This is a genomic window from Senegalimassilia sp. (assembly GCF_977052095.1).
Map to the genome: position 1 here is coordinate 25,191 of NZ_CDRSTZ010000010.1, position 18,626 is coordinate 43,816.

Annotated in this window: 9 protein-coding genes; 3 read left to right on the plus strand and 6 right to left on the minus strand. The window is 63.0% G+C overall.

Annotated elements, in window-relative coordinates; translation table 11 throughout:
• Nucleotides 1–4 precede the first annotated feature (4 nt).
• Nucleotides 5–670, minus strand: a complete 666-nt coding sequence (locus ACWI6D_RS03435) for a PilZ domain-containing protein (protein ID WP_449133672.1) — start codon at nucleotides 668–670, stop codon at nucleotides 5–7.
• A 335-nt stretch (nucleotides 671–1,005) separates the two neighbouring features.
• Here ACWI6D_RS03435 and ACWI6D_RS03440 point away from each other — a divergent pair, with 335 nt between their 5' ends.
• Nucleotides 1,006–2,505 carry a glucosaminidase domain-containing protein gene (locus ACWI6D_RS03440; protein ID WP_449133673.1) on the plus strand — a complete coding sequence of 500 codons (1,500 nt, stop codon included), beginning with the start codon at nucleotides 1,006–1,008 and terminating at the stop codon, nucleotides 2,503–2,505.
• Nucleotides 2,506–2,794: 289 nt separating this feature from the next.
• Here the strand turns inward: ACWI6D_RS03440 and glmM are convergent, their stop codons facing one another.
• The 4 genes from glmM to rpoB all read right to left on the minus strand — a co-directional run bounded on the left by glmM (nucleotide 2,795) and on the right by rpoB (nucleotide 12,928).
• A complete protein-coding gene (gene glmM, locus ACWI6D_RS03445) occupies nucleotides 2,795–4,129 on the minus strand; it encodes a phosphoglucosamine mutase (RefSeq protein ID WP_449133674.1) in 1,335 nt (444 codons plus the stop codon).
• A 48-nt stretch (nucleotides 4,130–4,177) separates the two neighbouring features.
• Nucleotides 4,178–4,663, minus strand: a complete 486-nt coding sequence (locus ACWI6D_RS03450; RefSeq protein WP_449133675.1) for a phosphoribosyl-ATP pyrophosphatase — start codon at nucleotides 4,661–4,663, stop codon at nucleotides 4,178–4,180.
• Between the two features lie 300 nt (nucleotides 4,664–4,963).
• On the minus strand, nucleotides 4,964–9,376 hold the full coding sequence (locus ACWI6D_RS03455) for a DNA-directed RNA polymerase subunit beta' (protein ID WP_449133676.1): 4,413 nt from the start codon (nucleotides 9,374–9,376) through the stop codon (nucleotides 4,964–4,966).
• A complete protein-coding gene (gene rpoB / locus ACWI6D_RS03460) occupies nucleotides 9,377–12,928 on the minus strand; it encodes a DNA-directed RNA polymerase subunit beta (RefSeq protein ID WP_288284778.1) in 3,552 nt (1,183 codons plus the stop codon).
• Nucleotides 12,929–13,760: 832 nt separating this feature from the next.
• Here rpoB and ACWI6D_RS03465 point away from each other — a divergent pair.
• Both ACWI6D_RS03465 and ACWI6D_RS03470 read left to right on the plus strand, forming a co-directional pair.
• Nucleotides 13,761–16,883 (plus strand): YfhO family protein, encoded by a 3,123-nt coding sequence (locus tag ACWI6D_RS03465; RefSeq protein WP_449133677.1) that lies wholly within the window; start codon nucleotides 13,761–13,763, stop codon nucleotides 16,881–16,883.
• A 93-nt stretch (nucleotides 16,884–16,976) separates the two neighbouring features.
• Nucleotides 16,977–17,978, plus strand: coding sequence for a glycosyltransferase family 2 protein (locus tag ACWI6D_RS03470; protein WP_302717206.1), 1,002 nt, complete (start codon nucleotides 16,977–16,979; stop codon nucleotides 17,976–17,978).
• A gap of 38 nt (nucleotides 17,979–18,016) precedes the next feature.
• Here the strand turns inward: ACWI6D_RS03470 and ACWI6D_RS03475 are convergent, their stop codons facing one another.
• Nucleotides 18,017–18,559, minus strand: a complete 543-nt coding sequence (locus ACWI6D_RS03475) for an NYN domain-containing protein (protein ID WP_129424644.1) — start codon at nucleotides 18,557–18,559, stop codon at nucleotides 18,017–18,019.
• Between the last annotated feature and the right edge of the window lie 67 nt (nucleotides 18,560–18,626).

Here is an 18,626-nt window from a genome sequence, read left to right on the forward strand (position 1 = left end):
GTCCTTAGATCTTGTACTTGGCGCGCACGTGCTCCATGTATTCCTTCATGGCCTCGCGCTCCAACTCGTCGGCGTAGCGGAACTGGATGCCGCAGGCATTGCGGAACAAGCTGCCTTTCGGCGCCTGACGCAGCCAGCACACGATGCCAAGCTGCACGGGCAGCTCATAGCGCTGGTCGTCCACGCGCACCGCGGGAAGCTTCACCTGCAGGGCCTCTCCCACGTCGGGGTAGTCGTTCAAATACATTGCCAAACCGCCGGCGGAAACGTCAATGGTCATGGCCTCTTCCTGCTGATCCTCGGGGGCCTCGTCGCGCAGGTAGCGCAGGCGCATGGACACCTTGAAGCGCTCGTCGCGGCGCTTGAAGAACGTGCGATGCTCGGCCACCTGGCGCATCTTCCACAGCGTGCGGATGCCCGCCTTCTCCACGGACTCGGGGTAGCCGGCCAGCATGAAGGTGTTGCCGCCTTCGGTGTACTGGAACAGGAGTTTTTGATTCTCGTCCAAGATCAGCGGCTTGCCGGCAAGCATGGGCGCGCTGATAAGGAAATAGGCTTCGTCGATGGTGCCCTTGAAGGTGGCCATCATGTTGAAATCGGTTTGCTGGCCCACGGCTGTGTCGAAAGCCACTTTCAGCTTCGTTCCTGGCTTGATCTGCAGCTCGGCCATTAAACCTCCCATTCCCGTTCAGCGGCAGCCGCGCTTCTTCGTGCGGATGCGGATGATTATAACGAAAATGCAAGGGCAATGGCTGAAGTCGCACAAGGGAACGCGCCGATTCCTTGACCGTGCTTGTCCCCCCTCCGCGAACAGTCAACATTTTCGCGGGTTTTGCCCTGTTCAACGGCGAAAAACGTGAAGGAATCGCGACGATTGGCGAACGATTTCCACACCGGCATCGAATGAAGCGCGCGTGATGATTATCGCGGTGGGCGACACATGGAGGAATTATAAGTTATACTAGGCTTACTAGGTCGAACAAGGAGAAACGGTACGATAGCGTAATGAAGCAGGGCACCATTTTCACGAACGCCGCGCTTGCCGCGGTGCTGGCAACATCCATGGCAACGGCCCCCGCCATGGGAGGTCTCACGCTTACGCAGGGCAAAGCCTTGGCAGGCGTTGCGTACGCGGCACAGGCAACGCCCATCGAAAGCGTCGCCAACACCGGCGACTGGACCGCAACCGACGCGGAAAACCAGGCCATCCTCGACAAGGCAAAGGCTGCCGAGCTCGTCGGCCTGAAGCCGCTCAAGGCGTACCTATCCGGCGAAACCGTGGCTGCAGCGGACTTCCTCGCCATCGACGCCGACGCGCTTGCAACCATAGACGCCGACCTGGCGAAACTGGTCAAGCAAACGCAGAAGGCCATCGCAGATTCGAGCGCCTCCTCCGAGCCCGAGGCAAAACCCGAGGCAAAGCCCGATCCCGTCACGCCCGCGAAGCCCTCCGAAACCCCGGCCGAGTCCACCGCGCCCAGCACCCCGTCCGCAAGCACCGGCAACGGCTCCTCTACGGATAAACCCGCCGAAGACGTCGAGGACGCCCCCAAGGACATGGTGCAGGAAAGCGCCACCCTTGACGAGGACGAGCTGGTCTACGTCTCGCGCAACCTGACCACCGAGCAGTTCATCAGCCAAATCGGCGAGGAAGCTCGCAAGCTGTGCCAGGAAAACGACCTGTACGCATCGGTTATGATCGCGCAGGCCGTGGTGGAGTCGGCGTCCGGTTCGTCGGGGCTTTCGTGCGAACCGTACAACAACCTGTTCGGCATCAAGGGCAGCTACGACGGCAAAAGCGTGCGCATGAAAACGCAGGAGGACGACGGTGAAGGCCATCTGGAAACCATCGTCGCCGAGTTCCGCAAATACCCCACCATGCTGGAATCGCTTGAGGACTACGTGGGGCTGCTGACGAACAACAGCCTGTACAACCCCGTAAAGAAGTCGAACACGCAAAGCTACGAGGATGCCTGCGACTACCTGCAGGGACGGTATGCGACCAGCACCTCGTATTCCCGCACGCTGAAGGCTTATATCGACGCGTACGACCTGACGGAATACGACAAGCCCGTTGAGGAAGCCAAGAAGGGCGTCACGCTTGACAACGTGCTGATGCCTGCGGCCAAGCACACGGCAAACACCCCCACGCTCGACGACTTCCGCGTTTCCGTGCCCGAACCGGGCTTGCCTGCGCGCCAGGCGAACCCCGTCGTAAGCGGTTTACTTGCCGCGCTTGCGGCAGCGGCCGCAGGTGCGCTGGGCTTCTGGATGTACTGGCGCCGCAAGGTTGTGCGCGAAAGCGCGGCGGCCCACGCTGGCGCGCACGCCGCGCCCGAAGCCGAGACGGCGCGACCGCTTGATGCCGCATGGCTTGCCGAGGTTACGGGCATAGCCGACGAAACGCCTGCTCACGCAAAGGCTCCGGCGCATGCCGCAAAGCCGGCGCACGCTGCAACGCCCGCAGATTCCGAAAGCCCCACCAAGCCGCTTTCGCTGGAGTAACCGTAGCCATCGGGCCGCGCTCGCAAGCCTCTACGGCAACGCAAGCGCGGCCCATTTCTTTTGCCCTCAGCAGCAGGTGCTCGCCCCTCCCCCTATCGTTCGGTTACCGGTTTACACCGACCTCTGTCTGTTTGATGGCGGTCAACTTCACACAGGGCATTCGACCACCCGCTCGGTCCGTCCCCCGCCCTATCATGCAAAAAGCCGCTGCAGGAATCACACCTGCAGCGGCTTCAATCGTTTCACCGAAAATCGCGCCCGATTTCAACGTTTCGTTGAAATCGAAGCGTTAAATCTCGCGCTCCACCACTTCGGCAATGGCCTTGGCGTGCTGCTCGGCGGCGGCGGCGTCGAGCGCCTCCACCATCACGCGCACCACCGGCTCGGTGCCGGAGGGGCGCAGAAGCACGCGGCCGTCCTCGCCGAGCGCCTGCTCGGCGGCCGCCACGGCGTCGGCGATGGCCGCGTTGCCGTCGGCGGCGTGCTTGTCCTTCACGCGCACGTTGATGAGCGTCTGCGGGAAGCGCGTCATGACGCGCGCCGCCTTGCCGGCCGTCTTGCCGGCGCGCTTGCACGCGGCCAGGAACTGCAGCGCCGTGACCAAGCCATCGCCCGTGGAGTTGTGCTCCAGGAAGATGGTGTGGCCCGACTGCTCGCCGCCGATGACGTAGCCGCCCTCGCGCATGGCCTCCAGCACGTAGCGGTCGCCCACCTTCGTCTGGATGAGGTTGATGCCCGCGTCGCGCAGCGCGTGCGTCAGGCCCAGGTTCGCCATGACGGTGGACACGGCGGTGTCGCCCGCAAGCAGGCCGCGCTGCTTCAGGTCGATGGCGCACACGGCCTCCACCATGTCGCCGTCGATCTCGTTGCCGTCTGCGTCCATGAGCATGACGCGGTCGGCGTCGCCGTCGTGCGCGATGCCCACGTCGGCTCCGCACTCGGCCACCAGCGCGCGCAGGGGCTCCAGGTGCGTGGAGCCGCACTGCACGTTGATGTCGGTGCCGCAGAAGTCCTCATTGATGACGGTGACTTCGGCGCCCAGGCGACGCAGCGCCTCGGGGCTGGTCATGCACGACGCGCCGTGTCCCACGTCGAGCGCCACCTTCAGGCCCGCGAAGTCGATGCCCTGCTTGGCCACGGTGTCAACGGCGTGCTGGATGTACAGCTCGCAGGCGTTGTCCACGGGCACGGCCACGCCCACCTCGTCGCCGTTCGGTAGCTCGTCGGCCGCCGCGCCGCCGCGGGCCATGAACGCCTCGATCTCGTCCTCCACGGCGTCGGGCAGCTTGAAGCCCTGGCCGTCGAAGATCTTGATGCCGTTGTACTCCGGCGGGTTGTGCGACGCGGAGATGACGATGCCGCCGTCGCAGTGCAGCTCGCGCGTCAGAAGCGCGATGGCCGGCGTCGGGATGATGCCCGCCAGAAGCGCCGTGCCGCCCATGGACATGACGCCGGCGGCAACGGCCGACTCCAGCATGTCGCCGGACAGGCGCGTGTCCTTGCCGATAAGGATGGTGCGGCCCTTGAAGGCCACCGCGGCCTGGCCGAGCTGGAAGGCCATCTGGCAAGTCAATTCCTTGTTCGCGACGCCGCGAACCCCGTCAGTGCCGAAAAGACGTGCCATATCTTTCCCCTTTTCGATAGCTGTTGAAACGTTTGCGAAAACGAAGCGCTACTTGCCGCGCTTCACGTGCTCTTCATGTAGGCGAACAGCGCCGGCAGGGCGCTCCTCGTCGGTCATGCGGTTGTTCAGCTCTGCGGCAAACTCATCGATATCGATGCCGTAGCGCTCAAGCACAACGAGAAGATGGTACACCACATCGGCGGCCTCGTAGCGCAGATGGTCGCAAGCGGCGTCTGCCTGCTTCGCTAACGCCTCGACCATGCCCGGATGCGAGCCCTCGTGACCGGAAACACCCGCCAGCAGCGCGCGAGCGGCCTCGACGTCCTTCGCGGCCAGCGCAACCTCGTTCGATTCCTCAACCACTTTCTTTAGCGGGGAATCAGCATTGCCCGTCAGCAGACGGTGCGTATAGCTTTCATCGCCCGCGTTGCGGCGCGCATGGATGGTGCCGGCAAGTGCCTCAAGCGTGGCGCCAATCTGCGAAGCAGGCGCCTGACCCTGCTCGCCAGCGGGAATGTAAGTTTTCTCGGACATGAATCCTCTTTCCATTAGCGATAACGTCCAAGCAAGTATGTACGGGCAGTTGCGGAATGCAGGCGAAAACGCGAAAGCGAGTTTACGCACAACCCTGCAGCGCCGACCTGCGAAACCGGCATCTCAAGCGCAATCCAGCTCCGCGCCAACGGCCGCCGAGCAGCGCCGGGCCACCGCCTGCAGCCTGCACTTTCCCCGTAACCATTCGGTAACGAAAAGTGGGACAAAGGGACTGTCCCCTTGTCCCGCTTCCTCAACGAGAAAGGGGCGCGCCGCGGCGCGCCCCTTCGCTAGCAGTTGCTATTCGTCGCCGTTTTCCTGCGCGGCGTTGGAGTTCTCCTCGTGCTCACGGCTGGTCAGACCGAAACCCAAGGCGGAAGAGCCCAGAAGCTCGTCGAGCTCCTCGAGGTTGCGGTGGTAGCTGCGCGGCGGCAGCGCCTCGCCCAGCATGTCCTCGCCCTCCGTGTTGAACGTGGCCGGCTGATCGCCACCGATGAGGATGGTGTCGTCCGGGCTGAACACCATGTCAAGCAGCTGGCTCATGTCATCGGAAGACGCGCTCAGGTCGTCCTCGATCACATGCAGCAGGCCGTGCTGCTCAAGGCCTTCCTTCAGCTCCTCGATGGCCTTCGCACCAATGCCCTCGATGCGCAGCAGGTCGTCCTCGGTGTGGCCGACCAGGTCGGCAACCGTCTCGATGCCGGCCTCGCTGAACTTGTTGGCCCAGCGCTGCGACACGCCCAGGTCATCGTAGATGTACAGGCGCGCGTCCTCGTCGGACAGCTGCGGGCCGCGGTGACCCAGCGACAGGCCGCTGTAGTAGCTGCCATAGTTGCCGCCCATGTTGAGATAGCCCTCGCCGTCGAGCGACCAATCCTGCGGCTGCGGCAGCAGGTCCTCAATCTTGCGCAGGTCGTCCGGAGCGTAATCCGGCAGCGTGTCGCCGGTGACCGGCGCCGTCGGCTTGCCCTTGTAGGTAAGGCCCACGTCGCGATAGCGCTTCAGACCCGTGCCGGCCGGAATCGGCTTGCCGATGATGACGTTCTCCTTCAGACCCACCAGGTGGTCGACCTTGCCCTCGATGGCGGCGTCGGTGAGCACCTTCGTGGTCTCTTGGAACGATGCGGCGGACAGGAACGAATCCGTGGCCAGCGAGGCCTTCGTGATGCCCAGAAGCAGCGGCTGGCCCACCGGCGGGTTCTTGCCCTCGGCGATAAGCTCGTTGGCAACGTTCTCGAACTCGAAGCGGTTGACCTGGCGGCCCGGCAGGAAGTCGGAATCGCCGGCGTCAAGCACGGCCACCTTGCGCAGCATCTGGCGCGCGATAACCTCGATGTGCTTGTCGTTGATGTCCACGCCCTGGGACACGTACACGTCCTGGACCTGGGCCACGATGTAGCGCAGCGTGGTGTTCGGGTCGGTCAGGCGCAGCAGGTCGTGCGGGTTGATGGAGCCCTTCGTGAGCTGCTGGCCCACGCGAACCTGGCAACCGTCCTCCACGCCCGGGAGCATGGTGGCGCGAGCGGACACCACGTACTCGCGGAAGTTGCCTTCCTGGTCGTGGATGGTCAGCGTCTTGGAGTTCTTGTCCGCGCTAATCTGCAGCGTGCCGGAAATCTCCGCCAGCACTGCCTGGCCCTTCGGCTTGCGGGCCTCGAACAGCTCCTGAACACGCGGCAGGCCGTGCGTGATGTCCTCGCCTGCAACGCCGCCGGCGTGGAACGTACGCATGGTCAGCTGCGTGCCGGGCTCGCCAATGGACTGGGCGGCGATGATGCCGACCGCCGTGCCGATGTTGACCGGACGGCCCGTGGCCAAGTCCCAACCGTAGCACTTCTGGCACACACCGTGCTCGGCATGGCACGTCATGACCGTGCGGATGGTGACTTCCTCGACGCCTGCAGCTTCCATAGCGGCCAGCTGATCGAGAGAGGTGATGTAGTTGTCGCCCTCCATGACCACCGAGCCGTCGGCAGCCTTGACGTCCTCAAGCAGGCAGCGGCCGATGAGATTCTCGTCCAGCTCGCCCTTTTCATTGTGCAGCGGGTACGGAACGCCGATATTCGTGCCGCAGTCGATCTCGTGCACGATAACGTCCTGCGCAACGTCCACCAGACGACGGGTCAGATAACCCGAGTCGGCGGTACGCAGAGCGGTGTCAGCCATACCCTTTCGAGTGCCGTGCGTGGAAACGAAGTACTCCAACACCGACAGGCCCTCGCGGAAGTTCGACTTAACGGGAATGTCGATGGTGCCGCCCTTCGTGTCGGCCATAAGTCCGCGCATGCCGGCAAGCTGACGAATCTGCTTGATGTTGCCTCGAGCACCGGAGTCGGCCATCATGAAGATGGGGTTGAACAGGTCGAAGTTCGCAGCCATGGCCTCGCCGACCTCCTCGTTGGCATCCGTCCAGATGTCAACAACCTGCTTGTGGCGCTCTTCAGGGCTCATGAGGCCCATCTCGTAGTCCTCGTCGATGGCGGCAACCTTCTCGTCGGCGGCAGCCAGGATGTCGGCCTTGCTCGGCGGCACGGTGGCGTCGTAGACGGACACGGTGATGCCGGCGCGGGTTGCGTAGTGGTAACCCGTGGCCTTCAAACCGTCCAGGATAGCCGGCACGTCGGCCAGCTCGTAGCGGTTCGTGACGTCCTCGACCAGACGACCGATCTCCTTCTTGTTCATCTGGTAGTTCAAGAAGGGGTAGTCCTCGGGGAACGAGTCGTTGAAGATGATGCGGCCGATGGTGGTCTGGATGCGCTGGCCAGCCTTACAGTCCTCGAACTTGCCGAACGCGGAAGCCACCTTCGTGTCCTTCGTCAGGCGCACCTGAATCTTGGCCTGCAGGTCAACGTCGGCGCGAGCGTCGTAAGCGTTGCGAGCATCGGCGAAGTCGATGAACACGCGGCCCTCGCCCGGGAAGCCGTCGCGGGCTGCCGTCAGGTAGTAGGAGCCGATGATCATGTCCTGCGTAGGCACGGTCAGCGGGCGGCCATGAGCCGGGGATTTGATGTTGTTCGCGGACAGCATAAGCACGCGGGCCTCGGCCTGAGCCTCGGCGCCCAGCGGCACGTGCACGGCCATCTGGTCACCGTCGAAGTCGGCGTTGAAAGCGGTGCAGGCCAGCGGATGCAGCTTGATGGCCTTGCCTTCAACAAGCACGGGCTCGAAGGCCTGGATGCCCAGACGGTGCAGGGTTGGTGCGCGGTTCAGCAGGACCGGATGGTCCACGATGACCTCTTCCAGCACGTCCCACACGTAGCTAGCACAACGATCGACGGCGCGCTTGGCGGCCTTGATGTTGGCAGCGTACTCGAGCTCCACCAGGCGCTTCATGACGAAGGGCTTGAACAGCTCCAGCGCCATCTGCTGCGGCAGGCCGCACTGGTGCAGCTTCAGCGTCGGGCCGACGACGATTACCGAACGGCCGGAGTAGTCGACGCGCTTACCCAGCAGGTTCTGACGGAAGCGGCCCTGCTTGCCCTTGAGCATGTCGGACAGCGACTTGAGCGGACGGTTTCCAGGGCCCGTGACCGGACGGCCACGACGGCCGTTGTCGAACAGGCTGTCCACAGCTTCCTGCAGCATGCGCTTCTCGTTGTTCACGATGATCTCGGGGGCACCGAGGTCAAGCAGGCGCTTCAGGCGGTTATTGCGGTTGATGACGCGACGATACAGGTCGTTCAGGTCGGACGTGGCGAAACGGCCGCCGTCGAGCTGCACCATGGGGCGCAGATCGGGCGGGATGACCGGCACAACGTCCAGGATCATGTCGGACGGCTTGTTCGTGGACTTCAGGAACGCGTCGACGACCTTCAGGCGCTTGATGGCCTTCGCGCGCTTCTGGCCCTTGCCGTTGGCGATGACGTCGCGCAGCTCTTCGGCCGTGGCCTCAAGGTCCATGGCGTCAAGCAGGTCGCGCACGGACTCGGCGCCCATGCCGCCCGTGAAGTAGTCGCGGTAGTTAGCGCGCATCTCGCGGTACAGCGACTCGTCGGGCACCAGCTGCTTCGGCTCGATCTTCAGGAACAGGTCGAACGCGTCCTGACGCAGCGCCTTGCGCTCGTTGAACTCTTCATAGATGTCGGCGATTTCCTCTTCGACATCTTCGGGCGTGAGGCGCTCGTCCTCATCGATGTCGTCGACGAAGTCGTCGTCCTCGGGCACGTAGTCCACGGACAGCTTGCGCGTCTGCTCGATGAGGCGGTCGCGCTCGGCGTCGAGCTCCTCGAGGTCGGCAGCCAGCTCGTCGCGCAGGTCCTCGACGTCCTCGTCGCGGGCTTCCTTGTCCACGGACGTGATGATGGAGCTTGCGAAGTACAGAACCTTCTCCAGCTCCTTCGGCGGGATGTCAAGCAGGTAGCCCAAGCGGCTCGGGGAGCCCTTGAAGTACCAAATATGGCTGACGGGGGCCGCCAGCTCGATGTGGCCCATGCGCTCGCGGCGAACCTTGCTGCGCGTCACCTCGACGCCGCAGCGCTCGCACACGATGCCCTTGAAGCGGACGCGCTTGTACTTGCCGCACGCGCACTCCCAGTCCTTCGTGGGGCCGAAGATCTTTTCGCAGAACAGGCCGTCCTTTTCCGGCTTGAGCGTGCGGTAGTTGATGGTCTCGGGCTTTTTAACCTCGCCGCGCGACCAGCTGCGGATGTCCTCGGCGGAAGCCAGGGAAATGCGCAGGGCGTCGAAATTGTTAACGTCGAATTCCGTCGTCATTTATCGCTCGTCCTCCTTGCCGATCAGGTCGTTGTTGTCGTCTTGCTTCGTGTCAGCCATCAATTCTCCCAGTTCGGCAGCGATGCTATCCAAAGCGCTGGCATCATCGGCCTCCGTCTTGCGCGCATCTTCAGCGATGGCGTTGAACAGAGCCTGGTCAGCGTTGTCTTTCTTCACGTCGTCCAGATCGGGGTCGTGCGTCACGTCAATGGTCTGGTGGTCGTGGCCCTCAAGCTCGACGTTGAGGCACAGCGACTTCATTTCCTTCACCAAAACCTTGAAGCTCTCGGGCACCTCGGGAGCGGGCGTGTTCTCGCCCTTCACGATGGCCTCGTAGGACTTCACGCGGCCCGACGTGTCGTCGGACTTCACGGTCAGGATCTCCTGCAGCACGTTGGACGCGCCATACGCATACAGGGCCCACACTTCCATCTCGCCGAAGCGCTGGCCGCCGAACTGCGCCTTGCCGCCGAGCGGCTGCTGCGTGATCAGGCTGTAAGGGCCGGTGGAGCGGGCGTGAATCTTGTCGTCGACCATGTGGCCGAGTTTCAGGATGTACGTCTGGCCGACGGTGATGGGCTCGCGGAACTTCTCGCCGGTGCGGCCGTCGAACAGCCACGTCTTGCCCGTGCGGGACAGCTGCGGCACGAACTCGTCGCGCGCCAGGTCGCCGTACTTCTTGTGGTTCCAGTTGATGAGGTTGCGGTTAGCGGCCTCGATGGCGTCGGAGATTTCCTCCTCGGTGGCGCCGTCGAATACCGGCGTGGCCACGAACTGCGGGCCCTCGACAGGCTCGTCGGAGTTCGGGTCGTCGTTCCAGCCCCACTTCGCCGCCCAGCCAAGGTGGTTCTCAAGCAGCTGACCGACGTTCATACGAGACGGAACGCCCAGCGGGTTCAACATGACGTCGATGGGGGTGCCGTCAGCCAGGTACGGCATGTCCTCGACCGGCAGCACGCGGGAGATAACGCCCTTGTTACCATGGCGGCCTGACAGCTTGTCGCCCTGCTGGACCTTACGCTTCTGAGCCACGTAGATGCGCACGAGCTCGTTGACGCCCGGCGCCAGCTCGTCGCCGGCGGCGCGGCTGAAGCGGTGGATGTCGATGACACGGCCACCGGAGCCGTGCGGCACCTTCAGGGACGTGTCGCGCACCTCGCGGGCCTTCTCGCCGAAGATGGCGCGCAGCAGGCGCTCTTCAGCGGTCAGCTCGGTTTCGCCCTTCGGCGTGACCTTGCCCACCAGCACGTCGCCGGGGAACACCTCGGCGCCCACGCGGATGACGCCGTCGGCGTCCAGGTCGCCGATCATGTCGTCGGAGATGTTCGGGATCTCGCGGGTGATCTCCTCGGGGCCCAGCTTCGTGTCGCGCGCATCAAGTTCGTACTCGCTGATGTGGATGGACGTCAGCAGGTCCTCGGACACCACGCGCTCGGACACGATGATGGCGTCCTCGTAGTTGTAGCCTTCCCACGGCATGTAGGCGACCATGAGGTTCTGGCCCAGTGCCAGCTCGCCGCCGTCGCACGACGGGCCGTCGGCCAGCACGTCGCCAGCGGCCACCTCGTCGCCCTTGCGGACGATGGGGCGATGGTTCATGCAGCCGGACTGGTTCGAGCGCTGGAACTTCGGCACGAGGTACTCGTCGTACTCGCCGTCGTTGTTCAGCACGATGATGGTCTGGCCGTCAACGTAGTCGACCACGCCGGGGTTCTGCGCGATGAGGATTTCACCGGAGTCAACGGCGATGCGGTGCTCCATGCCGGTGCCGACAAGCGGCGCGTGCGGCTTGAGCAGCGGCACGGCCTGACGCTGCATGTTCGAACCCATGAGGGCGCGGTTTGCGTCGTCGTGCTCCAAGAACGGAATGAGCGACGTAGCCACCGACGTCATCTGACGCGGGGAAACGTCCATGTAGTCGACCTGCTCGGGCAGCACCTCGCCAGGCTCGCCGAACACGCCGTCGGCGTCCTTCGTACGGCACAGCACGCGCGTGGCCGGCACGAAGTTGCCGTCCTTGTCGGTGGTGCCGAACTCGCGCGTTTCCAGGTTGAACTTCTCGTTTGCCTGGGCGATGGTGTGGTTTTCTTCCTCGTCGGCCGTCAGGTAGTCGATGTCGTCGGTTACCTTGCCGTCGACAACGCGGCGGTACGGCGTCTCGATGAAACCGTAGGGGTTGATGCGACCGAACGTTGCCAGCGAACCGATAAGGCCGATGTTCGGGCCTTCAGGCGTCTCGATGGGGCACATGCGGCCGTAGTGGGAATTGTGAACGTCGCGAACTTCGAAGCCGGCGCGCTCGCGGGACAGGCCGCCCGGGCCGAGTGCGGACAGACGACGCTTGTGCGTGATGCCTGCAGCAAGGTTGGCCTGGTCCATGAACTGGGACAGCTGCGAGGAGCCGAAGAACTCCTTGATGGCCGCCACGATGGGGCGGATGTTCACGAGCGACTGCGGCGTGATCTCGTCGGGCTCCTGCATGCTCATGCGCTCGCGCACGACGCGCTCCATGCGCGACAGGCCGATGCGGAACTGGTTCTGGATCAGCTCGCCGACCGTGCGGATGCGGCGGTTGCCGAAGTGGTCGATGTCGTCGACCTTCACGCCATCAGCGTTCGCATGCAGGCCGATGATGTACTGCATGGTCTTCGTGATGTCCTCTTCGGTCAGCGTGGAGCACGTGGACTCCTCCTGATCGAAGCCGAGTTTCTTGTTGATCTTGTAGCGGCCAACCTTCGCCAGGTCGTAGCGCTGCGGGTTGAAGAACAGGCCCTCAAGCAGCGTGCGCGCGGAGTCGATGGTAGGCGGCTCGCCGGGACGGAAGCGCTTGTACAGCTCGATGAGCGACTCTTCCTTCGTTGTGGCGGGGTCGCGGTCGAGCGTGCGCAGCACCATCTCGTCGTTACCGAGCAGCTCGATGATCTCCTCGCGGGTTTCGGCCAGGCCAAGCGCGCGCACCAGCAGCGTTGCAGGCTGCTTGCGCTTGCGGTCGATGCGCACGGACAGGATGTCGCGCTTGTCGGTTTCGAACTCCAGCCATGCACCGCGGCTGGGGATGACCTTTGCGTTGTACAGCGTCTTGTCGGAGGTCTTGTCGCGCTCGGAGCCGAAGTACACGCCCGGGGAGCGAACGAGCTGGGACACGACGACGCGCTCGGTGCCGTTGATGATAAAGGTGCCGCGGTTGGTCATGAGCGGGAAATCGCCCATGAACACCTCCTGCTCCTTGATCTCGCCCGTTTCACGGTTGATGAAACGGATTTCAACGAACAGGGGCGCCTGATAGCTGACGTCCTTTTCCTTGCACTCGTCGACGGTGTACTTGGGTTCGCCGAACTTGTGGTCGCCGAATTCGACACACATGTCCTTGGTGTTGTTCTCGATCGGGGCGATGTCCTGGAACGCTTGATCGAGGCCCTCGTTCATGAACCATTTGAAACTATCCGTTTGAATGGCGATGAGGTTGGGCACGTCCATGACGTCAGGAATCTTCGCAAACGAGCGGCGATTGCGATAAAGTACTGTCTGACCAGCATTTTTGTCTTGGGCCACGAGGCTTTTCCTCCTTCAGGTGCATCCGCAAAACTGCGAAAAAGTTGCAATTTGCTAGAATACGTCGAAAGGTCAAGCCCGTCAAGGAAAATTTTTACGAACTGTGGAAGTTTTTTGTTGTTTTGCCCATCTACCTGGGGAAACGCAGTTGCAACCCACGCAACCGAAAGGCATTCTACCACGCCCGGACGGCAATACAAACGCACAAAGGCCCCAAGCGCGCAGCGGGCAGCGTGAAGGCAACATTGGGGCCGCCCTTATCGCACCAATCCTCGCCCGCGATCGCATACGCGCGCCCTTGCCGCTGCCCCATCCCTACCCCGCCGCACGTTCTCGTCGCTTTTCTAGGCGACGTCGCCTCGGGTCTTCCGGCTTCTTCAACTTCTCAAAATTGTGGCCACTGTTTGCCAAAAAAACGAGAACCTGAATTTGGCAATGTGGAGCGATCGCCACCATGCTCATTCTTCTATGCGTTCACTACCGGAAATCCTCCTTTCGTTACCTTTTTGATGGTCGAGATGACGTACTGGACGACATCAGAAACTAAGGCAATTCAGCTTCGGCAAAATATGGCCGCGAAACCTTCAGCTTCTCGAATTTTTGGCGAACACTGGCCAATAATGAGATTTTCTGAATCGAAGACGAGGGGACAGCAACATTTCAATAGCAACGTTGCTGCCGCGATACCGCTTGCGTTGACGCTTTTCCTTGTGTTGATGCTTTAGTTTGTTTGCGCGCGCGGGCGTACAAAGTTGTGCTGAAGCGGCAGCACCAGTAGTATCGAATGCTGCTCCCCTTTTCGCGGAGCATACCGAAAGGGCTACTTATCATCATGCAATTGCCAATCACCGTTTCATCCGACGCCGACCGCGAGCACCTCTTCGCGAAAACCGTCGCGCCGTATGCGCTGGCGTTTCTTGTCCCCTTCGCCGTAGTGCTGGCCGCGTTCGCCGCTTCGGGCATCTATCCGTTCGGCGACGTTTCGGTGATGCTGTACGACATGCCGCTGCAATACGTCGACTACTTCGGATGGTTCTCCGACGTGCTGCGCGGCGATGCCGACCTGCTGTACAGCAACGCCGCCGGGCTTGGCGGCGGCATGTTCAGCCTGTTCTCGTACTATCTGGCAAGCCCGTTCAACCTGCTGGCCGCCTTTTGGCAGCCCGAGGACATGCCGAAATTCTTCAGCGTGCTGTATCTGCTGAAAATCCCCGCCTGCGCCCTGACGTGCCTGACCTTGCTGCGCGGACGTTTCCTGGCCCCCGCAGCGGCCAACCTGCGCGGCGCGCGGCGCGCCACGGTTGCGGCGCCGTGGTGGCAGCACGGGTTGCTGGTTGCGCTGGCAAGCACGTACGCGCTGTCGGGCTACGTGCTGGGATACGCCAGCAACATCATGTGGCTTGACGGCGTCATCATGCTGCCGCTTGCAGCGCTGGGCGCCTATCGCCTGGTGCAGCGCCGAAGCTGCGCGGGGCTGTTCGCGTCCTGCACCGCAGCCGTGCTGTTCAACTGGTACACGGGCTACATGGTATGCCTGTTTAGCGTGCTGTACTTCTTCTGCGAGCTTGCGCGGGCCGAGCAGCTGCGCGAGCGCCGGCTTGCCACGTGCGTGCGCTTCGCCGCCACCATGCTGCTTGTCGTGGGCGCAAGCCTTGTGGTGCTGCTGCCCACCGCGCTGTCGCTTTTGGGCGGCAAAGGCGGCGGGCTGGTGGGCCTCTCGTCGCTGGTCGAGTCGCTGGGACTATCGCACAACCCGCTGGCCGTGCCCAACCTGTTCTGCATCGGTACCTTGCCCGGCGTGAATCCGCACGGCAACACGCCCGCCATCGTCATATCCGCGTTCGCGCTGGTGGGGCTTGGCGTGTTTTTCGCGAACGGCGCGGTTAGCAAGCGCGCGAAGCTGGCAAGCGGCATCCTGTTCGCCGTTATGGCCAGCTCGCTGATATTCCCCGTCTGGACCACGGTGTGGAGCGGGTTCGTGGTGGAAAGCTCGTACACGAACCGCAACGGATTCGCTATTTTGCTGGTGCTGGTGCTGCTGGCCGCCGAGGGCATGTGTCGGCTGGGCGACCTTGACCGCGAACGGCGCGTGCGCGCCATCGCATGGGGCGGCGGTGCTATGACCGCCGTGTTCGCCGCGTCCATCGCGGCAACGCGACTGGCGAAAGGAACGTGGCTCCCAAGCTTCAAGCTGGCCATGCTTGAGATTGCGCTCCTTGCCGGGTTCACCGTGCTTGCAGCGGCAATCGCGCATGCGGGCGCGACGGCAACAAAAGCGCACGGCAGTCGCGCAACCGATGCAGCTTCCCGCAAAGCAAGCGGCGGCGGCAAGCAAAGCACAGCAGCGCAAAGCGTGGCGAAGCCCATGGCGGCGGCTGCGCAAACGGACACGCGAGAGGGCTTCGCGCCCCGCATTGCCGACAGCAAAACGCCCGGCGCGAACCTCGCCAGCGCGGCAGGTCCCGCCACGTCGCACCGCATCGCATCGGCCGTTGCGTGCGCCGCGCTTGCTATCCTGCTTGTCGGCGAGCAAGTGTACGCTTCTTACCTGCAGCTGACGCCCTGTTGCTACCCAGTAAGCGGCTATGCCGGCGATGTTGCGAACATGCGCGCGTTCTACCAGCAGCTTCCGGCGCAGGACGCGCCCGGCGAAAACGGCGGCATCGAGTTCACTCGCGTGGCGAACGCCGCGCCGTACTGGGGCTCCACGAAGGCATACGGCCCCGACAACATGGCGCTGCTGCTGGCCTACAGCACGTTCGATCACTATTCGTCCACGCAGGAATCGCGCATCCAGGAGCTGCTGGCCGCGCTTGGCTACACGAAATACTCGCCCGTGGGCACGTACTACCGCAGCCAAAACATCGTGGCCGATGCGCTGCTGGGCGTCACGCACATCGTCGACGATAGCGCACCCGCTGCCGCAACGCTTGCGGGAACCGAGACGTTGCGCGGCGCCTACAACCTTTACCGTAACGACTTGGCGCTGCCGCTTGGCTGGGGCACCACCGGGCAAACAAGCGTCGAATGGGAACAAGGGCAGCCATTCGCGAACCAAAACGCCCTGCTCAACGCGGCTGCCGATAACGCCACCGACGTGTTCGCCGCCCCCTCCGTCAGCGAGAACGACAGCGACGGCACCTGCCGCACGTTTACCATCACGCCGGCAATCGACGGGCCGGTGATGCTGTACGCGCCCACGCTGTGCCTGCTCGACTTGTTCTACGACAACGGCATCATGTGCGACGTGTACGTCGATGGGCGGTTCGTGCAAACCGTTGGCAGACGCGGGTCGTTCAACGAGGTGACGCTTGGCGAAGGACACGCCGGGCAGCCGATGCAGGTTTCGATCGTGCCGCTTGGCGACGATTCATTCGAGATCAAGCACAAAGACGGCACGCCGGCGGATACGCAGCACGATTTCTGGGACGTTGACGCTAGCGACTTGCTGCAGGTGGTCAGCGTTGACGTCGGCTCGCTTTCCGAGCAGCTATCGTGCATCAAGGCTGCCGGCAACTTCGCGCTGACCGCGTACGAAAACGGGCACATCGCCGCCACGTTTAACGCCGCGCAGGACGAGACGCTGGTGATCAGCCAGCCCTACGAGAACGGTTGGAGCGTCACGGTCAACGGTCAGCCCGCCGAGCTTGAACCTGCCTACGAGGGACTGATGGGCGTGCGGGTGCCCGCAGGCGAGAACACCATCGAGCTGCGCTACCTGACGCCGGGGCTGGTGCCGGGCGCGATTGTGAGCATTGCATCCGTTACGCTGTTCGGCGTATGGCGCGCGGCGGTGCGCAAGCGTAGCATGGGGGGCAAGACAAAGCTAAACCTAGCTCGAAACAGTAACCCGAGAAGCGGATGCGGCGAACCGCACCGCACCGTCGTAAGACAGCACGTGCGCGCAAGCGGTGCAGCAAACGGAGCAGCCAGTTCGCGGCAGCTTCGTAGCTGAACCGCTGCGCACGCTTCGCGAACAGGGAATAAACCGATTTACACCGGCAGTTAAAGCCAGGCAGCACGCTACCTACAAGGAAAGGCAACTCAAGTGAGCACGGACGCGCAGAACACGCAGCAAACAGCACCGGGCGCTCAGGCAACATACGACCTGACGCTGGTGGTTCCCTGCTACAACGAGGCGGACAACATCCCGCTGTTCTACAAAACGGCCACGGAATGCTTCGAGAACGCCGGTGTGAAGCTTGAGATCGTGTTCGTCAACGACGGCAGCCAAGACGGCTCCGCGCAGCTTTTGCGCCGCGTCGTCGAAACGGCACGTGGCCGCCACGCCGTGCAAGCTGTCACGTTCTCGCGCAACTTCGGCAAGGAATCGGCGCTGTACGCCGGCATGCAGGCCGCGCGCGGAGGCGCCATCTGCCTTATCGACGCCGACATGCAGCAAACGCCCGCCGATGCGCTGCGCATGTACCGCCTGCTCATGGAAAGCCCTGACGTCGATTGCGTTGCCGCGTGCCAAGTTCAGCGCAAGGAAGGCTTCGTGCTGAAGCTGTTCAAGCGCGCGTTCTACCGAACGTTCAACGGCATGGCCGACGACATTGCCATCCCCGCCAACGTCAGCGACTTCCGCGTGTTCCGCCGCAGCGTGCGCGATGCGCTGCTTGCGCTGCCCGAGCGCGAGCGCTTCAGCAAGGGGCTGTTCGCATGGATCGGTTTCAACACGCTTGAGGTGCCCTACGAAGCCGAGCAGCGCGCCGCCGGCAAAAGCAAGTGGTCGTTCAGGAAGCTGTTCCGCTATGCCGCCACCGGCATCTTCGGGTTCACCACGTGGCCGCTGAAGGTTGCCATCTGGATCGGCTCGCTGTGCGCCGTCGCCGCCGTGGTCTACTTGCTTGCCGTGCTGGGCGAATACGTACTGTATGGCACGAACGTTCCCGGCTACCCCACGCTTGCCTGCCTGATTCTGCTGTTCGGCGGCCTGCAGCTTGCCGTGCTGGGCGTCATTGGCGAATACCTGGGACGCGACTACATTGAGAACAAGCGCCGTCCCATCTACCTGGCCAAGGAGCACCTCGACAGCACGCAGGAGTAGCGAAGCGGCCGGAAGGAGATCCTTCCGGCCGCTTCGCTTTATGCTTTGCCGTCGCGCATGGCTTTCAGTTTTTCGAGCACGTCCGGTTTAATCCGGTCACCGAGCGTGCGTTTCAGCGCCACTTTTGGCGTCTCGTCAAGGTGCACGTCCTCGTAGTACATACCCACCTCGCGCGAGAACCCGTTCGCCGACATGCGGTCGATGCCGAAGCCGAACACGGTGTCCTGGATGGTGGCATCGGACGTGACCACCAGAGTTTCCACATTGCGCACGCGCGCGTCGTGCGCCAGCTTCTCGATGACCTTGTCGGCCGACGTGCCGGCGGGGCTGAACATAATGCGCACGCCGCCGATAGTTTCCACTTCGCCGGTGGAGAACTCGTTGTCGGCGCCGTCGAACACGATGACGGCCTTGTAATCGCGGCCCGCATAGTTGATGACGTCGTTGATCAGCCGCTCGCGCGCCGTGTTGAACGCATCGTCGGTATAGTCGGGATGCGCGAACGCTTCCTGATACCGACTGCCCGAGCGCAGCACGTTGTAGCCGTCCACCAGCAACAGGCGTTTGCGTTGCTTCGCCATCGCACATCCCTCCTTTCGCATTCATTACTTGCTAAAACTGCTGAGCCCGTTGAACGGCCCGCGCAGC

Bases quoted from the DNA above. Each gene is read 5' to 3' on its own strand.
- ACWI6D_RS03435 (WP_449133672.1), bottom strand. From the start codon at position 670: ATGGCCGAGCTGCAGATCAAGCCAGGAACGAAGCTGAAAGTGGCTTTC.
- ACWI6D_RS03440 (WP_449133673.1), top strand. From the start codon at position 1,006: ATGAAGCAGGGCACCATTTTCACGAACGCCGCGCTTGCCGCGGTGCTG.
- glmM (WP_449133674.1), bottom strand. From the start codon at position 4,129: ATGGCACGTCTTTTCGGCACTGACGGGGTTCGCGGCGTCGCGAACAAG.
- ACWI6D_RS03450 (WP_449133675.1), bottom strand. From the start codon at position 4,663: ATGTCCGAGAAAACTTACATTCCCGCTGGCGAGCAGGGTCAGGCGCCT.
- ACWI6D_RS03455 (WP_449133676.1), bottom strand. From the start codon at position 9,376: ATGACGACGGAATTCGACGTTAACAATTTCGACGCCCTGCGCATTTCC.
- ACWI6D_RS03465 (WP_449133677.1), top strand. From the start codon at position 13,761: ATGCAATTGCCAATCACCGTTTCATCCGACGCCGACCGCGAGCACCTC.
- ACWI6D_RS03475 (WP_129424644.1), bottom strand. From the start codon at position 18,559: ATGGCGAAGCAACGCAAACGCCTGTTGCTGGTGGACGGCTACAACGTG.